At 61.3% G+C, this 26,325-nt stretch carries 23 protein-coding genes; 6 read left to right on the top strand and 17 right to left on the bottom strand.

The genetic code is table 11. The features are described from left to right. Window positions 1-8 precede the first annotated feature (8 nt). The 4 genes from VSX77_RS06850 to VSX77_RS06865 all read left to right on the top strand — a co-directional run bounded on the left by VSX77_RS06850 (window position 9) and on the right by VSX77_RS06865 (window position 5,207). A complete protein-coding gene (locus VSX77_RS06850) occupies window positions 9-2,609 on the top strand; it encodes an RHS repeat domain-containing protein (RefSeq protein ID WP_338426903.1) in 2,601 nt (866 codons plus the stop codon). Between the two features lie 2 nt (window positions 2,610-2,611). Next, window positions 2,612-2,986: a hypothetical protein gene (locus VSX77_RS06855; protein WP_338426904.1), complete on the top strand. Its 375-nt coding sequence runs from the start codon at window positions 2,612-2,614 to the stop codon at window positions 2,984-2,986. A 76-nt stretch (window positions 2,987-3,062) separates the two neighbouring features. Then, window positions 3,063-4,838 (top strand): RHS repeat domain-containing protein, encoded by a 1,776-nt coding sequence (locus VSX77_RS06860; protein WP_338426905.1) that lies wholly within the window; start codon window positions 3,063-3,065, stop codon window positions 4,836-4,838. Between the two features lie 30 nt (window positions 4,839-4,868). After that, the gene (locus tag VSX77_RS06865) at window positions 4,869-5,207 is read left to right on the top strand and encodes a hypothetical protein (RefSeq protein WP_338426906.1); all 339 of its coding nucleotides are present in this window, start codon (window positions 4,869-4,871) and stop codon (window positions 5,205-5,207) included. A 581-nt stretch (window positions 5,208-5,788) separates the two neighbouring features. Here the strand turns inward: VSX77_RS06865 and VSX77_RS06870 are convergent. The 9 genes from VSX77_RS06870 to VSX77_RS06910 form a co-directional block, all read right to left on the bottom strand. Further along, complete coding sequence (locus VSX77_RS06870) at window positions 5,789-6,352, bottom strand: hypothetical protein (protein WP_338426907.1); 564 nt, start codon at window positions 6,350-6,352, stop codon at window positions 5,789-5,791. Window positions 6,353-6,614: 262 nt separating this feature from the next. Next, the gene (virB11, locus tag VSX77_RS06875) at window positions 6,615-7,607 is read right to left on the bottom strand and encodes a P-type DNA transfer ATPase VirB11 (protein WP_338426908.1); all 993 of its coding nucleotides are present in this window, start codon (window positions 7,605-7,607) and stop codon (window positions 6,615-6,617) included. Further along, complete coding sequence (locus VSX77_RS06880; RefSeq protein ID WP_338426909.1) at window positions 7,604-8,698, bottom strand: TrbI/VirB10 family protein; 1,095 nt, start codon at window positions 8,696-8,698, stop codon at window positions 7,604-7,606. The genes virB11 and VSX77_RS06880 overlap by 4 nt, the downstream gene beginning before the upstream one ends. Next, on the bottom strand, window positions 8,695-9,396 hold the full coding sequence (locus VSX77_RS06885) for a TrbG/VirB9 family P-type conjugative transfer protein (protein ID WP_338426910.1): 702 nt from the start codon (window positions 9,394-9,396) through the stop codon (window positions 8,695-8,697). Before VSX77_RS06885 ends, VSX77_RS06880 begins: the two co-directional genes overlap by 4 nt. Then, on the bottom strand, window positions 9,393-10,166 hold the full coding sequence (locus VSX77_RS06890) for a virB8 family protein (protein ID WP_338426911.1): 774 nt from the start codon (window positions 10,164-10,166) through the stop codon (window positions 9,393-9,395). Before VSX77_RS06890 ends, VSX77_RS06885 begins: the two co-directional genes overlap by 4 nt. Then, window positions 10,163-11,380, bottom strand: a complete 1,218-nt coding sequence (locus tag VSX77_RS06895) for a type IV secretion system protein (RefSeq protein WP_338426912.1) — start codon at window positions 11,378-11,380, stop codon at window positions 10,163-10,165. Before VSX77_RS06895 ends, VSX77_RS06890 begins: the two co-directional genes overlap by 4 nt. 2 nt (window positions 11,381-11,382) lie before the next feature. Then, a complete protein-coding gene (locus VSX77_RS06900; protein ID WP_338426913.1) occupies window positions 11,383-13,752 on the bottom strand; it encodes a VirB4 family type IV secretion/conjugal transfer ATPase in 2,370 nt (789 codons plus the stop codon). Then, window positions 13,731-13,991, bottom strand: a complete 261-nt coding sequence (locus VSX77_RS06905; RefSeq protein ID WP_422397308.1) for a type IV secretion system protein VirB3 — start codon at window positions 13,989-13,991, stop codon at window positions 13,731-13,733. The genes VSX77_RS06900 and VSX77_RS06905 overlap by 22 nt, the downstream gene beginning before the upstream one ends. 27 nt (window positions 13,992-14,018) lie before the next feature. Continuing rightward, window positions 14,019-14,333 carry a TrbC/VirB2 family protein gene (locus tag VSX77_RS06910; RefSeq protein WP_422397309.1) on the bottom strand — a complete coding sequence of 105 codons (315 nt, stop codon included), beginning with the start codon at window positions 14,331-14,333 and terminating at the stop codon, window positions 14,019-14,021. Between the two features lie 183 nt (window positions 14,334-14,516). On the opposite strand from VSX77_RS06910, the gene VSX77_RS06915 reads away from it, so the two are divergent. Beyond that, window positions 14,517-14,888: a TrbC/VirB2 family protein gene (locus VSX77_RS06915; protein ID WP_338426915.1), complete on the top strand. Its 372-nt coding sequence runs from the start codon at window positions 14,517-14,519 to the stop codon at window positions 14,886-14,888. Between the two features lie 159 nt (window positions 14,889-15,047). Here VSX77_RS06915 and VSX77_RS06920 read toward each other — a convergent pair whose 3' ends face one another. From VSX77_RS06920 to VSX77_RS06955, 8 genes are all read right to left on the bottom strand, one after another. Then, the gene (locus tag VSX77_RS06920) at window positions 15,048-15,479 is read right to left on the bottom strand and encodes a hypothetical protein (protein ID WP_338426916.1); all 432 of its coding nucleotides are present in this window, start codon (window positions 15,477-15,479) and stop codon (window positions 15,048-15,050) included. Between the two features lie 101 nt (window positions 15,480-15,580). After that, window positions 15,581-15,811, bottom strand: coding sequence for a hypothetical protein (locus VSX77_RS06925; protein ID WP_338426917.1), 231 nt, complete (start codon window positions 15,809-15,811; stop codon window positions 15,581-15,583). Next, window positions 15,811-20,340, bottom strand: a complete 4,530-nt coding sequence (locus VSX77_RS06930; protein ID WP_422397310.1) for an RHS repeat-associated core domain-containing protein — start codon at window positions 20,338-20,340, stop codon at window positions 15,811-15,813. The genes VSX77_RS06925 and VSX77_RS06930 overlap by 1 nt, the downstream gene beginning before the upstream one ends. Window positions 20,341-21,426: 1,086 nt before the next feature. Next, window positions 21,427-22,611: a copper resistance protein B gene (locus VSX77_RS06935; protein WP_338426919.1), complete on the bottom strand. Its 1,185-nt coding sequence runs from the start codon at window positions 22,609-22,611 to the stop codon at window positions 21,427-21,429. Then, complete coding sequence (locus tag VSX77_RS06940) at window positions 22,608-24,401, bottom strand: copper resistance system multicopper oxidase (protein ID WP_338426920.1); 1,794 nt, start codon at window positions 24,399-24,401, stop codon at window positions 22,608-22,610. Before VSX77_RS06940 ends, VSX77_RS06935 begins: the two co-directional genes overlap by 4 nt. 93 nt (window positions 24,402-24,494) lie before the next feature. Further along, window positions 24,495-25,079 (bottom strand): RNA polymerase sigma factor, encoded by a 585-nt coding sequence (locus VSX77_RS06945; RefSeq protein WP_338426921.1) that lies wholly within the window; start codon window positions 25,077-25,079, stop codon window positions 24,495-24,497. Beyond that, window positions 25,076-25,516 carry a periplasmic heavy metal sensor gene (locus VSX77_RS06950; protein ID WP_338426922.1) on the bottom strand — a complete coding sequence of 147 codons (441 nt, stop codon included), beginning with the start codon at window positions 25,514-25,516 and terminating at the stop codon, window positions 25,076-25,078. The genes VSX77_RS06945 and VSX77_RS06950 overlap by 4 nt, the downstream gene beginning before the upstream one ends. Next, entirely contained in the window at window positions 25,516-25,779 is a 264-nt protein-coding gene (locus VSX77_RS06955) for a hypothetical protein (RefSeq protein WP_338426923.1), read from the bottom strand. The genes VSX77_RS06950 and VSX77_RS06955 overlap by 1 nt, the downstream gene beginning before the upstream one ends. Before the next feature lie 145 nt (window positions 25,780-25,924). Here VSX77_RS06955 and copC point away from each other — a divergent pair, with 145 nt between their 5' ends. After that, window positions 25,925-26,308 carry a copper homeostasis periplasmic binding protein CopC gene (gene copC, locus VSX77_RS06960; protein ID WP_338426924.1) on the top strand — a complete coding sequence of 128 codons (384 nt, stop codon included), beginning with the start codon at window positions 25,925-25,927 and terminating at the stop codon, window positions 26,306-26,308. Window positions 26,309-26,325 lie beyond the last annotated feature (17 nt).

Genomic DNA, 26,325 nt, shown 5'->3' on the forward strand with positions numbered 1-26,325 from the left:
ATCGAGCCATGAAGCAGTGTCTGTCTGCGCTGACGATCCTCGGAGCCTTGTGTGGGCTGGCTACGGCAGCGCATGCCCAATCCTCGCCATCGCCCTACACCAGCGCCGTGCGCTACGACGCCGCGGGCCGCACGACCGGCACGATCGCGCCCGATCCCGACGGAGCAGGGCCGCTCAAGTTCGCCGCGACCCGCACGACGTATAACGCCGTTGGCTTGCCGACCAAGATCGAGACCGGCGAGCTTGCCGGCTGGCAGTCCGAGGCGATCGCGCCGGCAAGCTGGCCGACGGCCACAGCATCGCCCGCGACCGGGTTCACCATTCTCTCGTCGATCGAGACGAGCTACGATATCGTCTATCGCAAGGTCAGGGTTGTCACCAAGGGCTCGGACGGCGTTGCGACCGGGCTTGTCCAATACAGCTACGACAGCGTCGGTCGCCTCGAGTGCGTAGCGCAGCGGATGAATCCGGCCGTTTACGGCACCCTGCCGGCGAGCGCCTGCACGCTGGGGACGGAAGGGAGCTTCGGTCCCGACCGGATCACGAAGAATGTCTATGATGCGGCGGGACAGCTCGCCAAGGTCCAGAAAGCCTATGGCACGCCGCTGCAGGAAGATTATGCGACCTACACTTACAGCCTGAATGGCAAGCGGACGAGCCTGACCGACGCGCGCGGCTACACGGCGTCGATGACCTATGACGGTCACGATCGGCAGGTGAAATGGAACTTCCCGTCGCCGACGACGCCCGGCGTGGTGTCGACAACCGATTATGAGCAATATGGCTATGACGCGAACGGCAACCGCACGAGCCTGAGGAAGCGCGACGGGAGCGTCATCACCTATCAATATGATGCGCTGAACCGCAATACCGTGAAGATCGTTCCCGAGCGCGCGGGCCTCGCGGCGACGCACACGCGCGACGTCCATTATGGCTATGACCTTCGCGGACTTCAGACCTACGCGCGGTTCGACAGCGCGGCGGCGGTATCGGACGGGGTGACGACGGCCTATGACGGCTTTGGGCGCATGACCTCGTCAGCGCTCACGATGGATGGGGTCTCCAGGGCGCTCTCCTACTGGTACGACAAAAATGGCAATCGGACGCAACTGAGTTGGCCGGATAACGTCAAGCACAGCTATAGCTATGACGGGCTCGATCGAATGAGCGTCCTCTTTCATGGCGCGATCGGCTCCACGATTGAAATGGTGACTTACGGCTATAATGATCGTGGGCTGCGATCGAGCCAAGCGGCTCGCTATGGCCCCCTATCATCCTTCGGCTATGATCCGACCGGGCGCCTCAACGCGCTGACGCACAATGTGACGGGCGCCGCGCAGGATGTGGCGCTCACCTATGGCTATACGCCCGCGTCGCAGGTCGCGCAGCAGAGCCGCGACAATGATGCCTATGCCTGGACCGGCCACTTCAACGTTGATCGCAACTACACGGCGAACGGGCTCAACCAATATACCGCGGCGGGCCCGGCGGCGTTCGCTTATGACGCGAACGGCAACCTGACGTCGGACGGATCGACAACCTATGTCTATGACATCGAGAATCGGTTGGTAAGCGCGAGCGGTGCGACGAATGCGACGCTGCGCTATGATCCGCTGGGCCGTCTGTATGAGACGGTGGGCGGCGGCGCGTCGACGCGGTTCCTGTATGACGGCGATCAACTGGTCGCGGAATATGATGGCACTGGCAATCTGCTGCGTCGTTATGCGCATGGCCAGAATATCGACGATCCGGTTGTGTGGTATGAGGGCAGCGGCACCATGTCGCGCTGGCTCCACACCGATCATCAGGGCAGCGTCATCGCGGTGACCGACATGTCCGGCGCTGCGATCGCGATCAACGCCTATGATGAATATGGCATCCCCAAGCCGGGCAACCTCGGGCGGTTCCAGTACACCGGCCAGGCGTGGATCCCCGAGCTCGGCATGTACCACTACAAGGCCCGCATCTACTCGCCAACCCTCGGACGGTTCCTCCAGACCGATCCGATCGGATATGAGGATCAGGTCAACCTCTATGCTTATGTAAACAATGATCCCGTGAACCGGGTAGACCCCACTGGAATGGAGTCTCCGTGCATTACGGCGGGAGCGGCTTGCGTCGACGCCAACCTGACATGGAGCGACATCGGCAATCGCGCTCTAACGGCTTTGACAGTAGTAGCGGTGGCTGTCGATATTCTGGACGGGCCGATCCCGGACGTCGGGGCAGCGGCGGTATCTGCGCGCACTGCACGCGCTGAGCAGATGTCTCAAAATGCAGCAAACGGAGCCCGGAGAGAGAGGGAAGTCGCCGCCGCGCTGCGACGAGAAAACCCCGGCGCGCGCGTTCAGGGTCAAAGCACGCTAAGAGATAGCAGTGGTCGGATTGTACGTGATCCAAAATCCGGCGAAGCTCGACGCGTCGACCATGCGGTAATACGAGGCGACAAGGCGAAAACCGTTGAAACAACGAGTCCTACGGCTCCAAAAGCAGGGCAGTTAGCGAAGGAGGAGCGAGTCAGGGATGCCGGTGGAACACACATTAGAGACCGGGAAACTGGAAAGCTTTGCGAGGTTTCCGGTGTCAGCGAGATCAGAAGGTGTAACTGAATATGAAAACTAACTACAAGATCATCGACATGCCGACTACTCTTTCACGAGATGTCAAGATCCAGAGCTCTAACGATCCAAATAAATGGGTCAAAGACAATGTTTGGTATGAACAAATACGACTTATATATAGTAGCTTTGTAGGTTTTCTCAAAAAGAACGATCTTTTAATTAACAATGATATTAAGTACTCTGACGATTTAGTGGTATTTTTCAGCGATTTGAATAAAGATGGCAGAGCTCTCATTCAATCGGGCGCAGATGACCGGTGGCTTGATACCTTTGACAAACCGGGAGGAGGGCCACCGCCTTCCGATACATCCGCGCTAGAAAGAGCATTGCAGAAAGTCCGAGTGACAAAGGACGACAACGCTTAACGGCAATCGCACGAGCCTGAAGAAGCGCGACGGCAGCGTCATCACCTATCAATATGATGCGCTGAACCGCAACATAGTGAAGATCGTTCCCGAGCGCAGCGGCCTCGCGGCGACGCACACGCGCGACGTCCATTATGGCTATGACCTTCGCGGACTTCAGACCTACGCGCGGTTCGACAGCGCGGCGGCGGTATCGGACGGGGTGACGACGGCCTATGACGGCTTTGGGCGCATGACCTCGTCAGCGCTCACGATGGATGGGGTCTCCAGGGCGCTCTCCTACTGGTACGACAAAAATGGCAATCGGACGCAACTGAGTTGGCCGGATAACGTCAAGCACAGCTATAGCTATGACGGGCTCGATCGAATGAGCGTCCTCTTTCATGGCGCGATCGGCTCCACGATTGAAATGGTGACTTACGGCTATAATGATCGTGGGCTGCGATCGAGCCAAGCGGCTCGCTATGGCCCCCTATCATCCTTCGGCTATGATCCGACCGGGCGCCTCAACGCGCTGACGCACAATGTGACGGGCGCCGCGCAGGATGTGGCGCTCACCTATGGCTATACGCCCGCGTCGCAGGTCGCGCAGCAGAGCCGCGACAATGATGCCTATGCCTGGACCGGCCACTTCAACGTTGATCGCAACTACACGGCGAACGGGCTCAACCAATATACCGCGGCGGGCCCGGCGGCGTTCGCTTATGACGCGAACGGCAACCTGACGTCGGACGGATCGACAACCTATGTCTATGACATCGAGAATCGGTTGGTAAGCGCGAGCGGTGCGACGAATGCGACGCTGCGCTATGATCCGCTGGGCCGTCTGTATGAGACGGTGGGCGGCGGCGCGTCGACGCGGTTCCTGTATGACGGCGATCAACTGGTCGCGGAATATGATGGCACTGGCAATCTGCTGCGTCGTTATGCGCATGGCCAGAATATCGACGATCCGGTTGTGTGGTATGAGGGCAGCGGCACCATGTCGCGCTGGCTCCACACCGATCATCAGGGCAGCGTCATCGCGGTGACCGACATGTCCGGCGCTGCGATCGCGATCAACGCCTATGATGAATATGGCATCCCCAAGCCGGGCAACCTCGGGCGGTTCCAGTACACCGGCCAGGCGTGGATCCCCGAGCTCGGCATGTACCACTACAAGGCCCGCATCTACTCGCCAACCCTCGGACGGTTCCTCCAAACCGACCCCATCGGTTATGAAGATCAGGTCAACCTCTATGCCTATGTGGTAGGTGACCCTATCAATAATACTGATCCCAACGGCACAGATTGTGGCTCGCTTATACAGGGGGCTGTTGGCGGCAACTGCTCGGGAGGAAGCATCCTCGAGATGCTCGGCGGCGGGCGATATGACTGGAGCACCAACCAATTGGATCGGTCAGTCAATGCCGGTAACAGAGGAGACGGAGGGCGATACTCATCTCCAGCAGCAGGGCAGCCCAAGCCTCCTCAGCAGGTCATTGAGCCTACCAATCCGCCTCAGCTGCCACCAAGGAATCCACCTCCTGGAACGAGTGTGCGTGTTGGTGCCCCGAGCGAGATTTACCCTAACGGGTATTGGAAGCTGGAGAAGCAGCTGTCCAACGGAAGCAAGCAGCCTTTGGATATATCGACGGGGAAGCCGCCAGGGAATATGTCCTCAGCAGAGACGCGTGCGCGAACGCATGTGCCTTTGCCAGAAGGTGCATATGACAAGCATTTTCGATTTTCCGAGCAGGTAGCAATTGATAGAAATGAAGATGGTGGCTGGCTGTCGTGGGGTAAGCAGATGAGGTCAAGAGTCCTTGGAGCGATTGTTTGCGTCCTCTTTTGCGAGGCCCCTGCGTACTAAAAATAGAGAGAAAAAACTTGGAATTTTGTTATGAAACATATCGAAGAATTTAATTTACAGTCTTTCATTGGGAAAGACATAACTTCTTTCAGTGTTGAAAAAAACCAGATATCCATATTTTTTGATGGGGGCGCTCACATAACCACTTTCCTTTATGAAGAATTTATAAGTATAAACTCATTCTATGGAGAAAATTCTATAATAAATATAATTAATAATATAGTTGGAATTAAAATTTATAATATTGCTTTTGAGAAAAACAATATGGTGCTTTTTTTGTCTAATGGATTCAGGGTCGTATTCGCATGTGATGATCTTCCATTTGAATCTTATATAATATTCGATGGAACAAGAAGGATAGTTGTTTGATCTATAATAAAAGAACAATCTAGCGCCTGGTCGGCACGGAGGTTCTTGTATAGGGATCGGAGGCAGAAGCTTTAGACTTCTGCGATCGTAAGGGCTGAAACAATTGCCCAGGAATTACGGAGATAGGTGCAATAACCCCTAAATATTCTGCAGCTTGGGTCCGCGCTTCGGCGGCTTGAGCGCGCGGCCCGTCTTCGCCTCCATATCCTTCAGACATTGCAGGGAACCGACCGGCCTACCGATACGCTCCGCTTTGCGAAGAGCGGCGTAAGTGAAGGTTCATCGAAGGCCTCGTCCAGAAAGGTAGTAAAATCTCCTACCCGCTCCAGCGCCGGTGCGACGATAACGATGCCGTCGTCCTCAGCGCCGCAAAGCGCCCGGTTGCTCCACCATTTCCAGTCGTTCGGTGCGCGATGCCGGGAAGGACGATGCGGGGTAGTCTGGCCATGCCCCCCGTGTCGGGCAAGCCGAGCGAAGGATCAATCCAGCGAAAAGCCAGTTGGCGCCGGAATGGATCAGCTTAGGGGTTTATGCACCTGTCACCGTAATCCCTGAAAAAAGAATCGGCGCGTTTCTATCCGTCAACACCCCGCGCCATTATAGCAAAACCTAATCAAGATATCAGCGTCTGTGATTGATGCATTCATCGAGGTGACAGTCCAGCTAATATTCAGGACGAGATTGTCTCCAGGATCGATCGTACTGGCCCACGGCGACACCTGCACAGCCCGATAAAGATCGCTTGAATTGCCAGGCAAGAATGGCCCAGTCCCTCCAAATGGCGCATCGTAAATGCTGTACTGGCCGGACCCGGAAACGCGCATGATCGTATAGGACAGCGTCACGGGCGCCGCGCACTCATTGTTCCGCATGATATAGGGATAAACCGAGAATTCGTCGGATCCGCCCGTAAAATCCGGTGCTGCTGTAAAGGTGCATCCGGCGGGCGTGGGGGTTGGTGTCGGGGTCGGATTGGAACTGTTCGTTACCTTGACCCGGGACCGGTTGTCGGCCGGGTCATGTTCATAATCTGTCGTAACGCCGCTGTTGACGCTGCCCGAGCGCACGACCTTCACGAGGCGACCTTTGGCGTCGTAGGTGTAGCTGATCGTCTCGGAGGCGATCGCGGGGCATTGCCACTGCAAGTGCCGGCAGCATCGCAAGAATCAATCGCACATGTTTCATGAGCGCCCCTATCCAAATTACAGGAAACGGAAGTTAGATGGGCGCTGTTTCCGCCCCTGCCTTTTGGCTATTACCCACAATTTGTACAGTCAAGCTGAACTCTAAATCGTCATTAAATTATTATAACCAAAGTGGTTGTTTGGCAAAGAGCTGACAATTTTTGGCCATTAGAACCTGAATTATGTCATTTTTACTTCAATAATATGACGTTTACATTGGCGCTTACTCTACTCCAACCGATATTCCCGACACGTGGCGTCCGGTCGCATCGCGGCTGAGTTGCAGCACGACGTCAACCGTCGTGCGCACATAGGCAAGGATATCCTCGCGCTGGAGCGTTGATCCCCCTTCCAGAACCAACAGCGCCAACTGCTCGAACGCACGCTCGGTGCTGTCGGCGTGGATCGTCGTCATCGATCCCGGATGCCCGGTGTTGATCGCGCGGAGAAAGGCGAAGGCCTCAGGCCCGCGAAGCTCGCCGAGGATGATGCGGTCGGGCCGCATGCGAAGCGATGCCGATACGAGGTCATTGGCGGTCACCGCCGCCTCGCCGAGCGCGCTGCGCGCGGCGATCAGGCCGACGGCATTCTCATGCGCCAGCTTTATCTCGGGCGTGTCCTCGATCAGCACCAGTCGTTCCTCGGCCGGTATCTCGCGAATGAGGGCACCCAGGAACGTCGTCTTGCCCGACGAGGTGCCGCCCGAGATCAGGATATTGAGGCGCCCGCGCACCGCTTCGCGCAACGCCGATGCGACATCGCCGCTGTGGACGAGCGCGCGAACACGCGCGATCGCGGCGGATTCCTTCAGCCCAGCCTTGCGAACGTCACGGAACGCGTCAGCTGTCACATAATCGTCGAGCGTCAGCTCGGCCGACACATGCTTGCGGATCGCGATGGCGATCTCCCCGCGCGTCGCGGGCGGTGCGACGATCTGGATGCGCGATCCGTCGGGCAGGCTCGCCGAGAGCAAGGGATGTTCGCGGCTGATCCCCTGGTGATTGGGCGCCGCGACCTGCCGCGCCAGCCGCGCGAGGAGCGCACTGTCGAGCGCGGGCACATCGTGGCGTTCGATGGTGCCGCCCAGCGTCTCGATCCAGAGCTCGTGCGGCCGGTTGATATAGATGTCGGTCACGTCGGCGCGGTCGAGCGCGAAGGATAGCGGCGCCAGATAGCTCGCGAGATAGACGCGGTCGGCGAGCGCGGTCGCCGTCATCGTGCCGTCTCGCTCCCGGTAAAGTCGAGATCGCGCGCGACGAACACGCTGATGCTCGTGCCCTGCCGGACGCTCAGCGTCGGCGGGATCTGCGTCGCCTGCGTCATCGCCCCGGCGCCCGGCAGCGACCCGGGCAGCGCGATCACGACCGAGTCTCCGACCGAGCGCGCCGCAAGATTGCCGCCGATGAGCATCGCGGTCTGAAGGATCGAGCCGGCGAACCGCTCGAGGAAATGGCTGTTGACGCTCGCACGCACGCCGCCGACGCCGACAGGGTCGGTCGCGGGCGATCCGATCGCGATCGTCACCCCATCGGGCCGGATAAGCCGTGTCCAGGTGACGAAGGCGCGTTTCTGACCGGGGCTCGTATCGGAGGCATATTCGCCGATGAGCCGGCTACCGCGCGGAATGAGAACGCGCGTGCCGTCGAACCCGCGCACGTCGCGCTGGATGAGTGCGCGGGCGAACCCCGCCCCGCTCGAGTTCATCGCGGTCTCGAGGACGGCGGCGATCAGCGTGCCCTGCGGCACGGTGGTCGCGCGGTTGGCGATCGATCCGGCGCGGCTGCGGTGGGCAGGGCCCTGCAAGGCGGCGGTCCGGGCGTCGGCCGCGGGCGGCGATGCACCATCGGCGGCAGAGGGCCTGCCCTGATCGACGACGAGGATCGCGCCGCTACTCGTGCGCGGCGGCGCGGCCTCGGGCGGCGGACCATAGCTGGGCGGCGGCGCATAAACGGGCGGCGGACTTGTATCGGGCCGGGGCGCGGCGCGGGGCACGGCCGCGGGTAAGGACGCAGGCGGCGCTGATGGCACAGGCGCGGACGGCGGTGCGGCACGGGGCAGCGGGGGAATGAAGAGCGCGGGCGGCGCTTGCGATACGCTCGCAAGGTCGGATGGGGCTGCGCGCACCGCGGGCGCAGACAAGGCGCGGCGCCGCGCATCGAGGACCGAGAACAGCAGGCCGGCGGCCAGAACCGCGCCGATCCCGATCGCGACGCCCGACACGCCCGCCCGCGGCCGGGCGACCTGCGGCAATACGCTGCGCTCGGCAGCGGCATCGGGAACGGGCGCCTCTGGGCCAGGCGCGCTCAAGACGCCTCGTCCTTCGGAAGGTAGCGCTTTGCGCGCGCGGTCTTGCGGTCGATCCGGAACAGGAGCTCGGCATGGACGCTGTCGATCACATAGAGAGACCCGCGCATATTGCCGTTGGCGAGGCGTTCGCGGCCATGCTCGTCGATGAAGAAGACGGCAGGAAGCGCGACATCGGCAGGCCATTCGATATAGGTCCGGCGGCCGTCATCGTGCAGCCGCACGGGCCGCAGCGAGCGCGTTCCGCGCACGCGGTAGAGACCGACAGGGTGGCCGCTCGCGGTCGGCTCCGCGGCAACATAGCCGGCCTCTTCGGCGGGATAGCGGAACCGGACCTCATAGGGCGGCGCGCCATTGGACGGCACCAGATCAAAGGCATAGAAGCGCGCGCTGGTGATGACCGTCATATTGGTGCTGACCCCGCCCTGCGAGGGGCGCACGAACAGCATGTTGCCGCTCTGGCTCGGCGCGACCTGCCAGGCACCGCTGTCGCCGAGCGCGACATGCTCAATCACTTCGTCGGGGGCGAGCGCAATCATCACCTGATAGCCCGGCGCGCCCTCGATTTCGACGACCTGGTCGCGGCGATAATCGACCGTCTGCATCCGCGCGTCGCCATAGCCCGGCTGCGGGCTCGCCCGCGCTGCGGCATCGGGCGCCGTGAGCAGCAGGAGCGCCGCCAAGGCGAGGCGAGCGGTCATCGGCGGACCACAACCGGCTGGGAAGCGTCGGTAGCCGGGGCTGCGTCCGGTGCGTCGGCCGCGGTGCCGGGCGACGACGACGCTGGAATCGGCAGCGCCTCGGCGCTCTTGCGATAGCTTGTCACCTTGAACCCGAGCGGGTTGATCATGCGGTCGGCAACGCTCATCGGCTCGCCGCTATATTCGAAATGGACGATCGCGACCCACGGCTGCGCCGGCGCCACTTGCCCGCCCGCGTCGCGGCGCCGCGTATCGAAGCGCACCATCGCGCTGTCGTCGCTCATCGGCGTCACGCTCTTGACCTCGACGTCGATGCGCGCGCTGCGCGGCAGCCGCACGAGCGGGCTCTCGGGGTTCGAGGCCTGGATGGCCGCGAGATAATCGTCGCGCGCCCTGCCCGCGGACCAGAGCGCGACCTTGCGATAGTCGCCTTGGAGAAGTTCGATATCGAAGCCTTCGCGGGCGATGACATATTGGACGAGGAAGGATTGGGTGAGTGCACGTTCGCGCGAGATCGCGTCGGGTTCGAGCGGTTTCAGCGGCTGGACGAACCCTGTCTGGCGATCGACCAGCAATGTATAGGGCTCGACCGTCTTGAGCGGGGTGAGAAACAAGAGAGCCAGCGCCTCGCACACCGCGATCACCGACGCCGCGCCCGCGACCCACCAGGCGGTGCGGCGCGACGCGCGCAGCGCATCGGCCTGATCCTTCGCCCAGCTTCCCGCTTCGGAATAATAAGCGTCGAGCGCTTCGCGGCTGGATTTCTTCATGATTGTCGGTCTCTGGCAAGGGCGCGCGAGGAGATGCGGTGGCGGGTGCGGCGCGTCGAGGCCTGCGCCGCCGATTGAGGGGCGGTGCGTTCACCCCGGTCACGGTCGGCGACGCTGCGGGCGATGAAGGCGGCACGCGAGTCGCCCGTGCCATCGGTTGCAAGCGCTTCGCGGCGCTGGCTGATCGCAACCGCGTCGGCGATCGCCGCGGCGCGCGAGCGGCTTTCGATCGGCGCGTGGTCGGCGGCGGGCTGACGCGCGCCTTCGGCACGCCGAGCGCCATCGCGAACGTCACGGATCGGTGAGGCCTGCATCCACGCCGGGATGTGAAGGCTCAAGGTCAGACGGCTGACAATGAACAGTACCGCCGCGAGCGCGAGTCCGAAGATCGCCGCCGCGGCGAGCAATTGCGCGGGCGCGCCCATGATGTCGAGCCCGGCACCACGCCACGCAAGCAGCGTAGCGAGCCAGGGCTCGAGAAAGGCGAGCGTCACGCCGAGCGTGATCGCGATGCCAAGGCTGCCGAGCGCCGAGCCGAGCAGCGCCTTCAGCCAGCCCGCGAACAGCCCGCGCGTCCCGTCGAAGAGCAGGAAGGCGGCGAACAGTGGTGCCAGTGCCAGCAACAGCCCGGCGACAATGCGCACCACGGCGAAGGAGCCGATTGTCGCGACGAGGAAAATCACGCGCGCGAACCCCAGCGCGAAATTGTCGAAGCCGATAAACGGCGGCGGCGGCACCGACGGCATCACCGGCTGCCCATCCGCGCCCAGCGGCACCGGCCCGACGCCTTCGATCGCGAGAATCTCGAGCGCCTGATCGACGCCATCGATCCGCGCAACCAGTCCGCCGCCGCTTCCCGGCAGACTCGCCGCGCCGCCGATCGTCGCGGCAAGCTCGGCGGGCGCGCGCAGGACGATGTCATAGACGAGGATCTGATAGGCGGGCCAGCTCGTCGCGAGCACCAGCACCAGCCCGATCTTGACGAAGGTCAGCACGCCTTCGCGCACCGTCGGTGTGTGCCCGAGCAGCATCCGGTAACCGAGGAGTGCGATCAGCAGCGTGACCATGCCGGTGAGCAGAACCGACGCGGGCGATCCGGGCGCGGCAAGCGCACCATAGCCGCCGGCCCCGATCGCTTGCGCCTGGCAGTCGAGGAAGGTGAGCAGGCTCGGCGCGAAGCTGTCCGGAGAAGGGATGGAATTGCAGACGGCCATGATCAGGCCCGCTCCAAGAGCTTGTCGTACCATCCCTCGGGTGCGTCGCCATGTTCGGCGCGCAGTTCGTCGAGGATGCGAACGGTGCGCTCGCGCCCCGACAGGATCGTCAGCAGTTCATGCTCGCCGGAGAGGTTGAGGCGCGCGACGACGCTTTCATGGCCGTGCTTGACGAGGAAGCAGTGCGCGCTGTCGGGGAGCGAGCGCACCAGCTCATATTCATGGGGGGTGAGCCCGAAGCCCTCAACATAATCTTCGCGGCGCGCCTTGGGGTTCGCCATGAAGATCTGCGTCGCCGCCTGCTCGATGATCGCGCTCGCAATCCGGCTTTCCAATGCATCTTGCGCACTCTGCGTCGCGAAGCCGACGATGCCGTTCCTTTTGCGGATCGTCTTTTCCCAATCCTTGATCCGGCGCACGAACACATCGTCGTCGAGCGCCTTCCAGCCTTCGTCGACGACGATGATCGCCGGACTCCCGTCGAGCCGCTCCTCGACTCGGTGAAACAGATACATCATCGCCGGGGTGCGCACCGCCGGATCATCGAGGATTTGCGTCATGTCGAAACCGACCGAACGCGCCGACAAATCGGTCGCATCGACTTCATTGTCGAAGAGCCACGCACGCTCGCCGTCGCCCCACCAGGGCCTGAGGCGCGACCAGAGGTCGTCGGCGCGCGGGCGATGCCCGCCGCGGAACAACTCGACGATATGGCGAAGGCGGCGGTGGTGCGGCGGCTGCGCATAATTGGCATCGACCGCATCCTTGATCTCGGCAAGCTCCTCGACGCTCGCGCCGCCGGCAAGCAGCGCGAGCCAATCGATCAGGAACTGGCGGTTCGTGGCATTATCTTCGAGCTGGAGCGGGTTGAGTCCCGACGGTGCGCCGGGGCGCAGCACGTCATAACGACCCCCGATCGCCCGGATGAAGAGTTCGCCGCCGCGATCCTTGTCGAAAAAGACGATGCGCGGATCGAACCGCCGCGCCTGCGCGAGCAGGAAGTTGAGCGCCACCGTCTTGCCAGACCCCGACGGGCCGATGATCGTGAAATTGCCGAGGTCGCGTGCATGGAAGTTGAAGAAGTACGGCCCAGCTGCGGTCGTTTCGAACAGGGTGACGGCATCGCCCCAATGGTTGCCCGACGCTTGCCCGATCGCAAAATTATGCCCGCTTGCAAGCCCCGCAAAATTGCCTGTCGAGACAAGGCCGCGCCGCGCAATATATTTGAAGTTGCCTGGAAACTGCGCCCAGAAGGCAGGTTCGAGCGCAATATCCTCACGCACCGCGATGATCCCGAGATCGGCGAGCGTCGCCTGCACCTCGGCGACCCCGGCATCGACCTCGGCGGGCGAGGCGCCGCGAACCGCAATCGTCATATGATGTTCGCCAAACCCCGACCGCCCCGCCGCAACCTCGTCCTTGGCGTTCGACAGGTCGGCACGCAGGCTCAGCGCCTCGTCCTCCGCCGAGCGCATTCGCCGCAGCGTCAGGTTCATGCGCTCGAGCGCCGCCTGACGCTCGACGAAGCCAAAGGATTGCGCGACGGTAAGCTCGAAGGGCAGGCGCAGCAGTTCGTCGAACATCCCGGGACTCGTCTGCCCCGGATAATCCTTAATCGATACGAGGCCGACAAAACCGCTCCCGGCCTCGCCCGCAGGGCCGAGCTCGACCGTCTCCTGCCCGAAACTTATGCGCCGATCGGGCAAATAGGCGCCGATGTCCTGCGTCGGCAGCAGGACCGGCCGATTCTCGCCGTTGTAGAGCGTCGAGAAGAATTCAAGCAGCTCGGAACAGGCGCCCGCCTTGCCTTCATACACGCCGAGCAGCGCCGGTTCATAGCTGCCGAGCGCCGCCATCAGCGTCTCGCGCGCAGTATCGAGCTGACGCAGCTCGTGCGTAATGGTTTCACTCGCGCTGCGTGCGCCGCCGAGCCGTTCACGCACGGCATCGAGCAGGCCGATACGGCCCTGCAACGGGCGGCGCACAAGCGTGAGATAAAGATCGTTGACGAAGAGCTGGCGCCGTCCGAGCCGCGCCTGCCATACCACATCAAGCTTCGCCGAAAAGCGATCGGTGAAGCCGCCGTCGAGCCGGGCCTCGACACGGCGGCGGACGATGTGATGATGGAGCGCAAAGCGCGACGAGCCGATCGACTGGAGCATCGCGTCGCGCAGCCGCTTGCGATAGTTGATCTCCTCGGTGTCCGCGGTCTCGAAGAGCAGGCCGCGCAAGGCGATGACCTGCATCAAGAGCCCGTCGCGCGTCGCGACCGTATGATCGTCGACATGGTGACTGAACGGCAGGTGGCGTCCAGCAGGCGCCTCCCTTGCAACGATTTTCGGAGAGGATGCTAGGGCCGGTAGGAGTTGCATCGCCAGATCGCAAAATTGCGCACGCGCGGGCAACGACCGACCCGGGCGAGCCACAGATCAAAGAAGCGCGGCTCCTTGAGGCACAGGAGCACGCCCGCAAGATGGACGACCAGCGCAATGACCAGCGCCCAGACGGTCTTGAAGATCAGGAACAGCTCGGTCGCGAGCACGGCATTGGCGACGAAATAGCTGTAGGTGACGCCCGCGAACATCTGCGGCCGCGTCAGCGCCACGAACATCACGTCGCGCTCAACCCCATTCACGCCTCAGCGCCCCAAGCTGGCGGTCGATTGGATGCCCGCGACGATGCTCGCGGCACCGAAGAGAATGAAGCAGCCGAGAATGACCGTCGCGCCATAGCGCCAGTTGATCCGGCCTGTGAGCATCATGAAGCCGACCGTGGCAACGGCGATCACCGCGACGACGGTTGCGATCGTGCCGAGTAACGTCCCCTCAAGCCAGCGCACCGCCGAGACGAGCACACCCGAGCCCGCGGGGTCCGCGATATCCTGCGCCTGCGCACCGGCCGCGTGAAACAAAGTCGTCAGCGCAGCGGCAACTGCGGTGATTCTTACTTTCAGTTCCACGAAATCCCCCCGCGTCACGGCAAAGTTGCGTTGATACCAAATAGCAGGCTAGCGTCGGCTCGATCGATCTGCCAGCCGGAAATCAAAGGCTTGCACGGTAATTGATGCCATTATGGCAGTGTTTCTGGTTGCATCGCCGAGCGCGAACCGTTTGCGATAAATTCCATCGGAGGGTTCATGTATTCATTTCGCCCAACGCTTAGCGATCCGCCCGCCGGAAGTCCCCTTGCCGAAGGCGTGGCGTGGGTCGAAGGCGCCGCGCTCGGCAGCACCGCGACCGTCGTCGCGGTCATAGCGGTCGCGGCGATCGGGCTGCTCATGCTGTCCGGAAGGCTCGATCTTCGGCGCGGCATAACTGTGGTGCTGGGATGCTTCATCCTGTTCGGGGCCGGCGGGATCGCCGCGGGCCTCACCGGCCTGGCGGGCGCTGATCCGCGGCCACCGGCGACGGCGGAGCCCAGCCCGTCGCCAAGCCAATTACGACCGACTATGCCGCGCCCTTCCGTCTACGACCCCTATGCAGGCGCCTCCGTGCCCGTGAGTCGCTAGTCAACGACCGAGCCGAGGTGGTCGTCAGCCCGATGCGCTCGTCGAATCCGTTGTACAGCATTGCCTGCGTCTCGGCCCGCGCGCGCGCATAGCTCGCCAGCCGCGCATGGCCGTCATAGTCTAGCGTCACCCCTGCACCCGCCGGGCGCGTGTCGGCGATCAGGTTGCCGCGCGCGTCGTGCGTGAAGCTGCGCGTCCCCGCGGTATGCGCGCGACCGAGGTCAGCCGGTTCGTCCCGCTGGCGACGGCGTGGACGTCGCTCTGCGACGGGCTGGCGTCGCCGGCGTTCACCCGCCGCTCGACGCCGAGCAGATTGCCATTCTTGTCGTGGACATAATCCTCGCGCGCAAAGCCGCCCGTACCGCCATCCACCCGGTTCAACCGGTCGACGCTGTCATACCCAAAGCTGCGGCTGTTCGCCGGGGTCACATGGTCGGTGATCGATGTGATATTGTCGTCACCGTCATAACCGTAACTGACATGCCAGACGTCGTCGCCCGCCGCGGTGAACAGCCGCTTCGAGGCCAGTCGTCGGTCGCTCCCCCAATCCTGCTCCAGCTTCAACCCATTGCCGAAATCCGCCGACAGCATCGGGCCAAAGGGTTCATAGGCGATGTTGGTCGCGGCTGCCGTTGTGACGCGCCGCGGTGGGGGCGCGTCGTTGACTCGATCACCGATATGCCGCGACCAGCTTAGCTCCTGTATACAATAATGTCTGGGCCAGAGTAGGATGCATCCAAGAGATAGTCCACAAAATGCTCATGATCCCAAATTTCGGTCGTTGACGCTTCTTTCGCGCATTTGTTCAGAAAATCTGCCAATTTTTTCATTTCGGTTGGATCGAGATAGAGCGTCGCTTCCGTCAATCGCCCTACTCCGCCGCGGGGATCGACCCGGTTATCGGGAGTACCAAAAAGTTCCATCAATCGCTCCATGCTTCGGATAATGGCCACAACGCATCGTTAGCGGCTGTCTCTGCTGCGTGTGCAATACCATCATTGTACCAATTCCACGCGAATGTACCAATAATCAATGGCTTACATAGTTTGAAGCCCTTCTTAGCCAAATAGGGTATAAGCTTTTTGCGTGCGCTGTTAGGAACGCCATCCAAGCCCTGCTTGTGGCTTGGTGTTCCATCTAGCTTCACAGCGCCAACCGGCCTGCCCTTAGGATCATAAATGTGCGCGTGCGGCTGTCCTCTCCCAGAGGTAGGCTGGTCGATTCTAACGCGATATTTGGTGCCGGGCACCTGTTTGGTTCCATTTGGGCCCGGTGTTTCAAGTCCATAGGGATCGATATTTACCATGGGATTGCCGAGCGCATAGACATAAGGATTCGTATCTCCTCCCAGCCCGATGGGATCGGCCTGCACATAGCGTCCCAATGTCGGGTCATAATCGCGGTAATAGTTATAATAGAGATCGGCATGCTGCTCGACCTGGCCCGGGAACCCGATGCGGGCGTGGCCGGTGGGGGTGACCGCGGCGCCGCTGGCGTCAGTCGTCATCACCGGGGTGCCGAGGTGGTTGCCTTGCACCCAGAGGATCTTGCTCGTGCCGCCGTCGGGCACCGCGACCGCCAGCGGCATATAGCCGCCCAGCCCATCGTCGCCGCCGAACGCCGTCCCATCACCGACCTCGGGCAGCAGCCAGATATATTCGGCGCGAAGGTCGGCGGTGGTCGCGCCATATTCGCCTATGATGCGGTGGCCCGCGTCATAGACAAAGCGCCGCTCCTCGACCGCGCTGCCGCCGAGCAGCGTGGTCAGACCGACGCGCTCGTCGAACCCGTTGTACAGCATCGCCTGCGTCTCGGCGCCAGCGCGCGCATAGCTCGACAGTCGCGCGTGGCCGTCATAGCCGAGCGTCACCCCCGCGCCCGCCGGGCGCGTGTCGGCGATCAGGTTGCCGCGCGCGTCGTGCGTGAAACTGCGCGTCCCCGCGGCATGCACGACCGAGGTCAGTCGGTTCGTCCCGCTGGCGATCGCATGGACGTCGCTCTGCGCCGGGCTGGCGTCGCCGGCGTTCACCCGCCGCTCGACGCCGAGCAGATTGCCATTCTTGTCGTGGACATAATCCTCGCGCGCAAAGCCGCCCGTACCGCCATCCACCCGGTTCAACCGGTCGACGCTGTCATACCCAAAGCTGCGGCTGTTCGCCGGGGTCACATGGTCGGTGATCGATGTGATATTGTCGTCACCGTCATAACCGTAACTGACATGCCAGACGTCGTCGCCCGCCGCGGTGAACAGCCGCTTCGAGGCCAGTCGTCGGTCGCTTCCCCAATCCTGCTCCAGCTTCAACCCATTGCCGAAATCCGCCGACAGCATCGGGCCAAAGGGTTCATAGGCGATGTCAGTCGCGAGCACGGTCCAGTTTGCGCCCGCATTCGCGCGCGTTTTTACCTCAATTACGCGCCCCTTGGCATCGCGCGCGTAGGCAATTTCGCGCCCACTGGGATATGTCATCTGCACAATGCGATCGGCAAGGTCATAGCTCCAGCCGAGCGTCCCGGTCGGCTCCACCTTGGCGGTCAGATTGCCTCGATGGTCGTATCCGAAACTGGTCGTCCCACTGCTATCGGTCATGCTCGCCAGGCGACCGACGCAGGCGCAGCCCGGGACGCCGCCGTCGTCATAGCTATAGGTGATAACCTCCGAAGATGGTCGTGCGACGGGGGTTTTGGCGGTAACGCGGCCCAAAATATCGCGCGTATAGTCGATCCGCTGACCCCGACCGTCGATCGTCGCAGTCAAATCGCCCGCGGCATCATAATAATGGATGCTGGTGCCGCGATCGGGGCTCACCTCCTGTACCACCTCGCCGAAGCCATTCCGGACAAATGTGGTTTGCACCGATACGGCATCGGTAAAGCCGGTGATCGCGTCGATCGCATTATATTGGGTCGCAGTCGTCCCGGTGTCGGGGGCGACCGTGGACGCCAGGCGGTTCAGAGGGTCGAAGGCCATATCGGTCGCATGGCTGCGCGGCGAGGTTGTCCGGACCGGATTGCCATTCTTGTCATAGACCCAGGTCGTCGTGCGGCCAGGGCCGAGCGTTTCGGTGAGCATGCGTCCGATGCTGTCGAAAGTCCGCACAATCGTGCTGCGCGCGACTCCATCCGCGCGCTCGATCTTCTGCTCAGTCACATTGCCCATCGCATCGTGCGCGAACGTCTGTTTCTCGCCATCGGCCGAGGCGATCTCCAGCAACTGCCCCGCGAGATCATAGACAAAGCTGAGCTTTTCGGTCGCTGGCGTGGTAATTCCGGTGACGCGGCCTTCGATGTCATATTCATAGCTGGTCGTCGCATCGAGCGAAGCGGTTGTCGGATGTTTGACCGTACTGGTGAGTAAGCGGCCCAAAGTGTCGTAAGTAAAGAGCGTTTCGACATTATTGGCATCTGTCATTGAGGCCGGCCGCCCATTGGCATCATGGCCAGCGAATGTCGTGACATGGCCTAGGCCATTGGTAACGGTTAGCAGATTGCCTGCGCCATCATAAGCAAAGCTGATGATATCGTCCTGCGAGCCAATCGGAGCCCGCGGACCGTTTATCGATTGCAGCCGCCCGCCCGCGCCCCAGATGTATGTTTCGGTGCGGGCCTGCCCTGCCGACGAATAGGGCACGCTGTGCGTCGTCGTGTCGGTCAGGGTGCGCGTCAGCAATTCGCCCGTCGCGCCATAGGTCATCTCGGTGCGAAGACCCGGAACATCGATGCGCGTGGGAAGGTCACGCACCGGTTCCCACTGAATATTCGTGGTGCGAGCCGCACTGGTCCCTGCCGCTTCTGTTATTTTCGTTGGACGAAGCCCCGCATGATCATTTGTAAGACTTGTCATGTGACCGCGCCGGTCCGTCACCGAATTCGCGATACGGACGAATAGCGAGCCGTTTGCAAGTTCGTGCCCCCATGCCTGAAGATCAGCAGGGACCGAGGGTGCTTGTAGGCCATCGATGCTTACCAGCACTGAGGGCATGTTGGGCGGCGCTGATTGGGCGTATCGACGATAGAACTTATAGTTCTCCTGTCGCCCCAGTGCATTGGTTACCGCTCGATAGGTAGTCTTCCAGCTCCCGCTCACGACATGCGTGTAGTCGACCTCAACCTTCCCCACCCCACCGGCTCGCTCCGAGCTCTTGACAAGACCATAGTCGTGATAGGTATATGTCGAGAGGCGCTGCCCGTTCTGATCCAGAATACCGGTTAATGCATAGGGATAAGCACTATCTTCATAGAGATACTCGCGCGCCCAGAGCTCTGTTCCAGAAGCGCTCTGCCGACTGACCCTGCTCAAGCGATCCTCTCGACCTACGCGATTCAGTGATGAAGTATCGCTATATGTATAGATTAGTTTGGTTGTATCCGGCAGCACAATTTGTGATATGACCATCACATTTTGTATCGTTCCATATTCTACGACGCTAGTACCACCACCTGGTATAAGAGCAGAGCTTTTTGATTTTGCTTCAGCCCATGTGATCTGCATTTCTCGTCCGAAACTGTCCCTGACTTTGCTCGGATACTGGCCGCTGTCTTCATAATCGAAGAACAATGTATAGCCGCCCGGAAAAACCTTTTCAGTGGGCACTAGATAACGAAGCCCGTCCTGCCATTCTTCAGCACGTCGGTAAAGCGTATAGGTGCCGCTTGATTCCGTGAGCTTAAACTCACCCGGTCCATTGGAAATGGCCGCTCCAGTTTTAAAATAGTCATCCCGGATTATTCCTGGATTGGCCACAGCTTCGAATTTTCTTCGACTCATTCCCGATCCGGAGTAATATACATATCCCATCCGGTTCGTACGATCTTCGGCGCCGAGATAATCATACCCTCCACTCTCGGTAAGAATTTCGACCGTCTCATAATAGTGTCCGTATACAGCAAGCCTGCCGGGTATGACGCCGTGCCAATTTGCGCCAAATCCTGGAATCGGGGTGATTGCCTGTCGACGGTTCTGATGTTGCAAGCTTCGGTAAGATCGCTCGACCCTGAACATCCCGTCGGCCGTTTCGAAATCCACTTCGCGATCGATCTTCGAACCTGTCGCGAGCGAAATCGGATTCCCGACGAGAGGCGTAGGCCCGCCGCTTACCGCGCGCGTCTCCTCGGTACAGTCGCACTCTGGCTCACTATCGTGAACTAGAGAACATTCTCCGGTACGAAGAAGAGAGTATCCTGAAGGACAATATAAAGATATGATAGTTGGCAAAACCGTACTTGAATCCGGGGGTCCACCGTGTTGACGGGATTTCCACTTGCAGCCGTAGGTATTATAGTCTCGGTAAACAGGCGCTTCATAGGTCGCATTGGGATTGTAAATCTCATGCTGCTTTCGACATGCCGCATCGGGGGTCGGAAAGCTGTCAGAACTTCCTAATGTTTTCCAAAAGGAACGAGGCGCGGCGGTGGGCGTCTCTCCCGGAAGCTCGCTTTGAGCGTAGGCAGGCATCGCAATCAGCAGCGGGCACGCGATCAAAGTCCCGGATTTGTTTCGTACATAACTGAGGATGGCCCAGAGCGAAGCCCAAAGAATTCTACCAGCACTACCGGTTGCCCGTTTAAGCACTTTTACACTCCATGAAAAAGTTCACCGGTTGGTCAGCGAAACGGCTGAAAATAGGACAATCCCTCATCTGCGACTGCGTTCGGTTGCCTGCCAGATCGTGAGCTTATTTACGAAGACGTTATTGTTCATCGCGCCCCGAGCCCACCGTTTTCACCTGCGCAATGCGCGTAGCTATTAATTTCCGTAGCGGAGACGGGACGGTGAACGAAGGAAGGAACCACTGGAGAGCAGGCACGCAATTGTGATCCATGGATCACTCCCAATCGGGACATAGCAAGATTAAGTAATCCGTATCTTATCAAGGGATTATATTTCGATCACAAAGTGATCAAGTCAAATTCCGATGTAAAATACGGAATTACAACCATAATGGTGATTTACATGTCTTGGGTGGGGTATAATTACTGCGATAACGGCCAAGATCAAGCGCACAGCCGCCGCCTGCTAGCCAGTTGGAACTGGCCGGTTTCGGATAGGCAGCATTGATGGTTATATCGGGTGAAGCGGATCTCGCGCGGATTGGACGGCAACCTGCCAGATCGACGCGCACGCCTATCGTTACGTCGCTCCTGCGAACGCGTGAATGCCGGCCGTGGGGACCATCAATTCTGACGCCCCTGGGTTCAGGCGATTGATGAGCTTCAGATCCTTGAACGATTAGCCGTCTCGCGACGCCGTTGCTACCCAAGAACCTCGTTCGACTGATGGTATTTCTGATGGAGTTTAGACGCGAGGACTACAAATACTGAATTATAATCAAGGTGATACTGAGATAATAATTTGACGTAGGCTGACCAAAATTCTCTTTAACGGAGTCTCAAACAGTCTCGTACGCAGCTGTTCCCTGATGGTTTTCCGATTTCGCCATTTCAGGCAAGATGCATGACGCCGCCCTCGAATCAGGAGAGTCGCGCGCACCGCCGTTGACAGCAGCGCGCCTTGCCCATGTCGTCGTCCCTTCAGGCTAAGCTAAAACCAGGTCCTGATCCCCATGACCAGGCTCATGCTGTCGGCATCCTCGCCCGCGGCGCGAGCGAAGCGTGCGGTGTCGCCGACCTTCCGCGCCCATTCAACCCCAACATAGGGCGCGAATTCCTTCACGACTTCGTAGCGCAGACGCAGTCCGAGTTCCATGTCGGACAAGCCGGACCCGACGCCGATTTCCGGCACATCCTGCCAGGCGAAATTGACTTCGACCATCGGCTGGAGGATCAGCTTCTGCGTGATGCGTTGATCATAATGGCCTTCGAGCCGGCCGTGCAGATCGCCCTTGTGCGACAGGAACAGCGCGCCTTCGACTTCGAACCAATAGGGCGCGAGCCCCTCGAAACCGATCGTCGCATAGGTGCGATCAGGCCCCGGCCCCAGATCTTGGCGAATGCCCGCCTGCGCATTGAAGTAGGGGCCGACAGCACGGCTGTAGAGCAATTGCATCTCGGTCCCTTCGATCCCCTCGTCAAAGACGCCCTCGCCTTCGCTCTTGATCGTCAGCCGGTTGATATCGCCGCCATACCAGGCCTCGCCGTCCCAGCGAAAACCGTCATCTCCCTTGCGCGCCTGATATTCGGCGAGGTTGAAACTGATGAAGGCGATCTTCTGCGCCCCATTTTCGTCCATCATCGCATGGCGCGAATGCTCCATTTCCGCCTTCGGAAAGAGGCGATCGGCGTACCAGTCGCTCGGCGGCGCAGGCGCCGCGGCGTCGCCCGGCGGCAGGTCCGTGCCGCTTGCCCCGCGCATGTCGCCCGTGCCCGCCGTGGGCTCCTTCGGGGTGCAATGGCCCATCCTGGCATGTTCGGGCGGACAGTCGGGGTCGGACGGGGCGGCGGTGCCATGGTCCATCGCGTCCATGTCCGGCATTTGCGCAGTCGAAGCATCCGGTTCCGCCTTAGGCGTGCAATGGCCCATTGCCGCATGCTCGGGCGTGCAACTGGCATCCTTGGGTTTCATGTCCACGGCGCCATGATCCATCTCGGGCATCGGCGTAGGTTCGGTTCGCGGGTGCGAAGATGCGTGCGGCTTGGCAGCAGGTTTCTCAGCTTCGGTCGGCATGGTCATGCCCGGCATTGACGAATGATCCGTCGACTGCGCCGCGGCCGGCACGGCGAAGGCGAGCGCGGCCGTGCCGGCGAGGAAAAGCCGCGCGCGGGTCATGCGTCGTCTCCCCTCGGACGGACGCTGACGACGCGCATCATCCCTGCGTGCATATGGTAAAGCATGTGACAGTGAAACGCCCAGTCGCCGAGCGCATCGGCGGTAAAGTCGAAGCTCGCGGTGCCGCCGGGCTGGACAAGGACCGTGTGCTTGCGGGGCGAGCGATCGCCCTTGCCCGTGACCAGTTCGAAGAAATGACCGTGCAGGTGGATGGGGTGGCTCATCATCGAATCGTTGATGAGGTTGATCCGCACCCGCTCACCCTCGATGAAGGGGATGGGCTCGTGATGGTCGGACATTTTGACGCCGTCGAACGACCACATGAAGCGTTCCATGTTGCCGGTCAGATGGATGTCGAGCGAGCGCGACGCCGCGCGAACGTCGGGATTGCGCTCGAGCGCAACGAGGTCGTGATAGGTCAGCACCTTGTGCCCGACATCTTCCAGACCTTGGCCGGGCTCGCCCATGCGGTCGACCGGCATCGGCGAGATGGTCTGGACGCCCGGGTCGCGTTTGACCTGGGGTGCGACGTCGAAATCGCGCATGCTGTGGTCCATGCCTCCGGCGCCATGCCCCATCGCGGCATGATCCGTTGGCGCGGCATCGGCGGACAGGGTGCAATGACCCATCGCGGCATGTTCGGGGGTGCAGGCGGCGTCGCCAGCCGTGCCGCCCGACATCGCGCCCATCCCCATGTCCTTCATGGTCGCCAGCGGCCGCTCGCGCAGCGGAGGCACTTCGGCAGCCATGCCGGCGCGCGGGGCGAGCGTCGCGCGCGCCATCCCGGACCGGTCGTTCGCCTCGGCGACCAGCGTATAGGCGCGGTCCTCGACCGGGGTCACGATGACGTCGTATGTTTCAGCGACAGCGATCTGGAACTCGTCGATCTCGGTCGGCACCACGTTGAGCCCGTCGGCCTGGACCACCGTCATGCGGAGGCCTGGAATGCGCACATTGAAGATCGTCATTGCCGACGCGTTGATGATGCGCAGCCGGACGCGCTCGCCGGGAGTGAAAAGCGCCGTCCAATTGTCGCGCGGACCATATCCGTTTACCAGAAACCGGTAAGTCGATCCGTTGACGTCGGCGATGTCGGTCGGATCCATCCGCATCGCGCCCCACTCGACACGGTCCTTGAGCGATTGGTCCTTGCCGGCAAGCAGCCCGGACAGCGTCTGGCGCTGCATGTTGAAATGACCCGGATTGACCTTCATCTTGCGAAAGATCGCCTCGGGCGAGAGGTCGCTGTGGTCCGACAGCACGACGACATGTTCGCGGTCGTACGCGACCGGATCGGCGCCCGCGGGATCGATGACGATCGGGCCGTAGTGGCCCAGCTGTTCCTGCAGCCCCGAATGGCTGTGATACCAATAGGTCCCCGACTGGACGACGGGAAACTCATACACGAACTGCGATCGCGGTTTGATGCCGGGAAAGCTGACGCCGGGCACGCCGTCCATATGGAACGGCAGAATCAGGCCGTGCCAGTGGATTGAACTGTCTTCGTCGAGATCGTTGATCACGGTGAGGCGCGCCGCCTGCCCCTCCTTCAGCCGGATCAGCGGCCCGGGCACGGTGCCGTTGATGCCAATCGCGCGGCTGACCTTGCCATCGACCCGCATCGTTTGCCGCGCGATGCGCAGGCTGATGTCATTGCCAGACACCGTTGGCAGGGGCGCGACAATCCCGGGCGACACGGCCTGCGCCCACGCCGGAAACCAAGGGGCCAGCGCGGCGACCGTCCCGCCACCCAACGCCCCACCTACGAAACGACGCCTGTCAATCTGCATAAAATTCCCGATGCCATATGGTCTGACTGGTCATACGCGGCCTAACCGAGCGCCCCTCACGCGCGCGACCAAATTCGTCGCGCCTGATGGCACTTACTCTTTTGCGCGCAACGGCATTTCGCCGAGCAGCGTCCGCAACTTTGCGCGCGCGCGATAAAGCCGCGTTTCGACCGTCTTTTCGCTTATCCCGAGCAATTCGGCTGTTTCCGCCTGACTGAGCTCCTCGACCCCGCGCAGGATCAGAATTTCGCGCAGCCCAAGCGGTAGCCGCGATATAGCGGCACGAACGCGCGCAAGTTCGGCGCGGTCCTGCGCCTCGGCGTCGGGGGCCGGGCGATCACCTGCGACATCCTGGGCGGTTTCGAGCGGCAAGGCACGGGCGAAAAACGACCGCACCGTGCGCCGGCGCGCCCAGTCGCGGCACTTGTTGAGCGCGATGCGCGCGATCCAGATCCGGAATGGCCGGTCGGTGTCGTAGCGGCTGAGCGCCGCAAAACCCGCGACAAAGGTTTCCTGGGTCAAATCCATCGCCTCGTCGGGATCCCCGATATTGTTCCGAATCAATCGAAACACGGGCGCTTTGTAGCGTCGCAGAAATTCGCGATAGGCCAGCTGCTGGCCAGCTTGGGCAAGAGCGGCGAGCTCGCGGTCGCTACATTGCGTAAGGTCGAGACTCACCGGGCATCGGCGGTCAGCGCCTGGACCACAGTCTTGTCGAACATCTCGGCCTGCTTGCGATCCAGAACCACCCGCATCGCGAACAGATGCTGGAGCATTTCCTTTTGCAATTCGCCCATCACCCGATGGGTCTCGTCAATCGCCTCGGTGACGCGCGGCCCATAGCCATGCTCGGCCTCGATCGCCTGCGCGAGCCGGATATTGGCGGCGCGCATGTCGAGTTCGAGGGCATCACGCCGCAGCGCGAATTTCGCTTCGATCCTGTCCATCTTCGCCTGCTGCGCGGGCGAGAGTGCAAGCTCGCTATGAAGCCGTGCGTGTAACTCGGTTTCGCTGACACGCGGCGTCTCGACGATAAAACGTCCGGCGAGCACGCCGGCCAGCGCCGCGACGAAAGCAACCAGACCGAACAACAGTAAACGGCGCGACGGCGTCATCAACGCGTGCCCAGCATTGCCGCCGCGGCCAAGGGACTGGGCGCGATGAGCGGCGTGATGGGACTCGCGGCGAGCGCCGGAGGAACGGCGGCGATACCGGCGACGAACCCTCCACCGAGCGAGACAAAAGCGGCAAGCGCCAACATCCGCTGCATCGCCGACGCCTCGCGCTGCTGGCTCGACAACGCGGCCAGAATGCAATCATCGAGCGTGTCGAGCGCGGTCGGCTGCTTCGCTTCGTTCAAGATCCGGAGTTCGTCCATTGGGCTCTGCTATCAGTCCTTCCAAACGTCATACGCGCACGGCCGCGTCATCCCTCAGAAATCATCCGACGATCACGCCCAGATTTTCCAAGGGCCGGACGCTCGTAGTGCGTATTAGCAGGACAGACCCGACATTGGAGCATGTATGATCAAGTCCATTCTTCCCGCCGCCACGGCAGCGCTCGCGCTGCTACTCGCCCCGACGGCGGCAAGCGCCCATGCGAAGCTTGTGGGTTCGACGCCTAGCGCGAATGCGACCGTCTCGAAGGTGACCTCAATCGGCCTCCAGTTCAACGAAAAGATCGTGGCGTCGACGGTAAAGGTTGAGCTTGTGATGACAGGAATGCCGGGCATGACCAATCACGCCCCGATGAAAATTGCCGTGACGCCGATGATGGGCAAGGACGGCAAGTCGATGACGCTCTCGCTGAAGCGCGCCCTTGTTTCAGGGACCTATGAGGTCAAATGGGCCGCCGCGGGCGCCGATACCCACCGCATGGGAGGCGAATTCAGCTTTACCGTAAAATAGCGCCACAGGCGGCGTCG

Source organism: Sphingopyxis sp. TUF1 (assembly GCF_036687315.1).
GTDB lineage: Bacteria > Pseudomonadota > Alphaproteobacteria > Sphingomonadales > Sphingomonadaceae > Sphingopyxis > Sphingopyxis kveilinensis.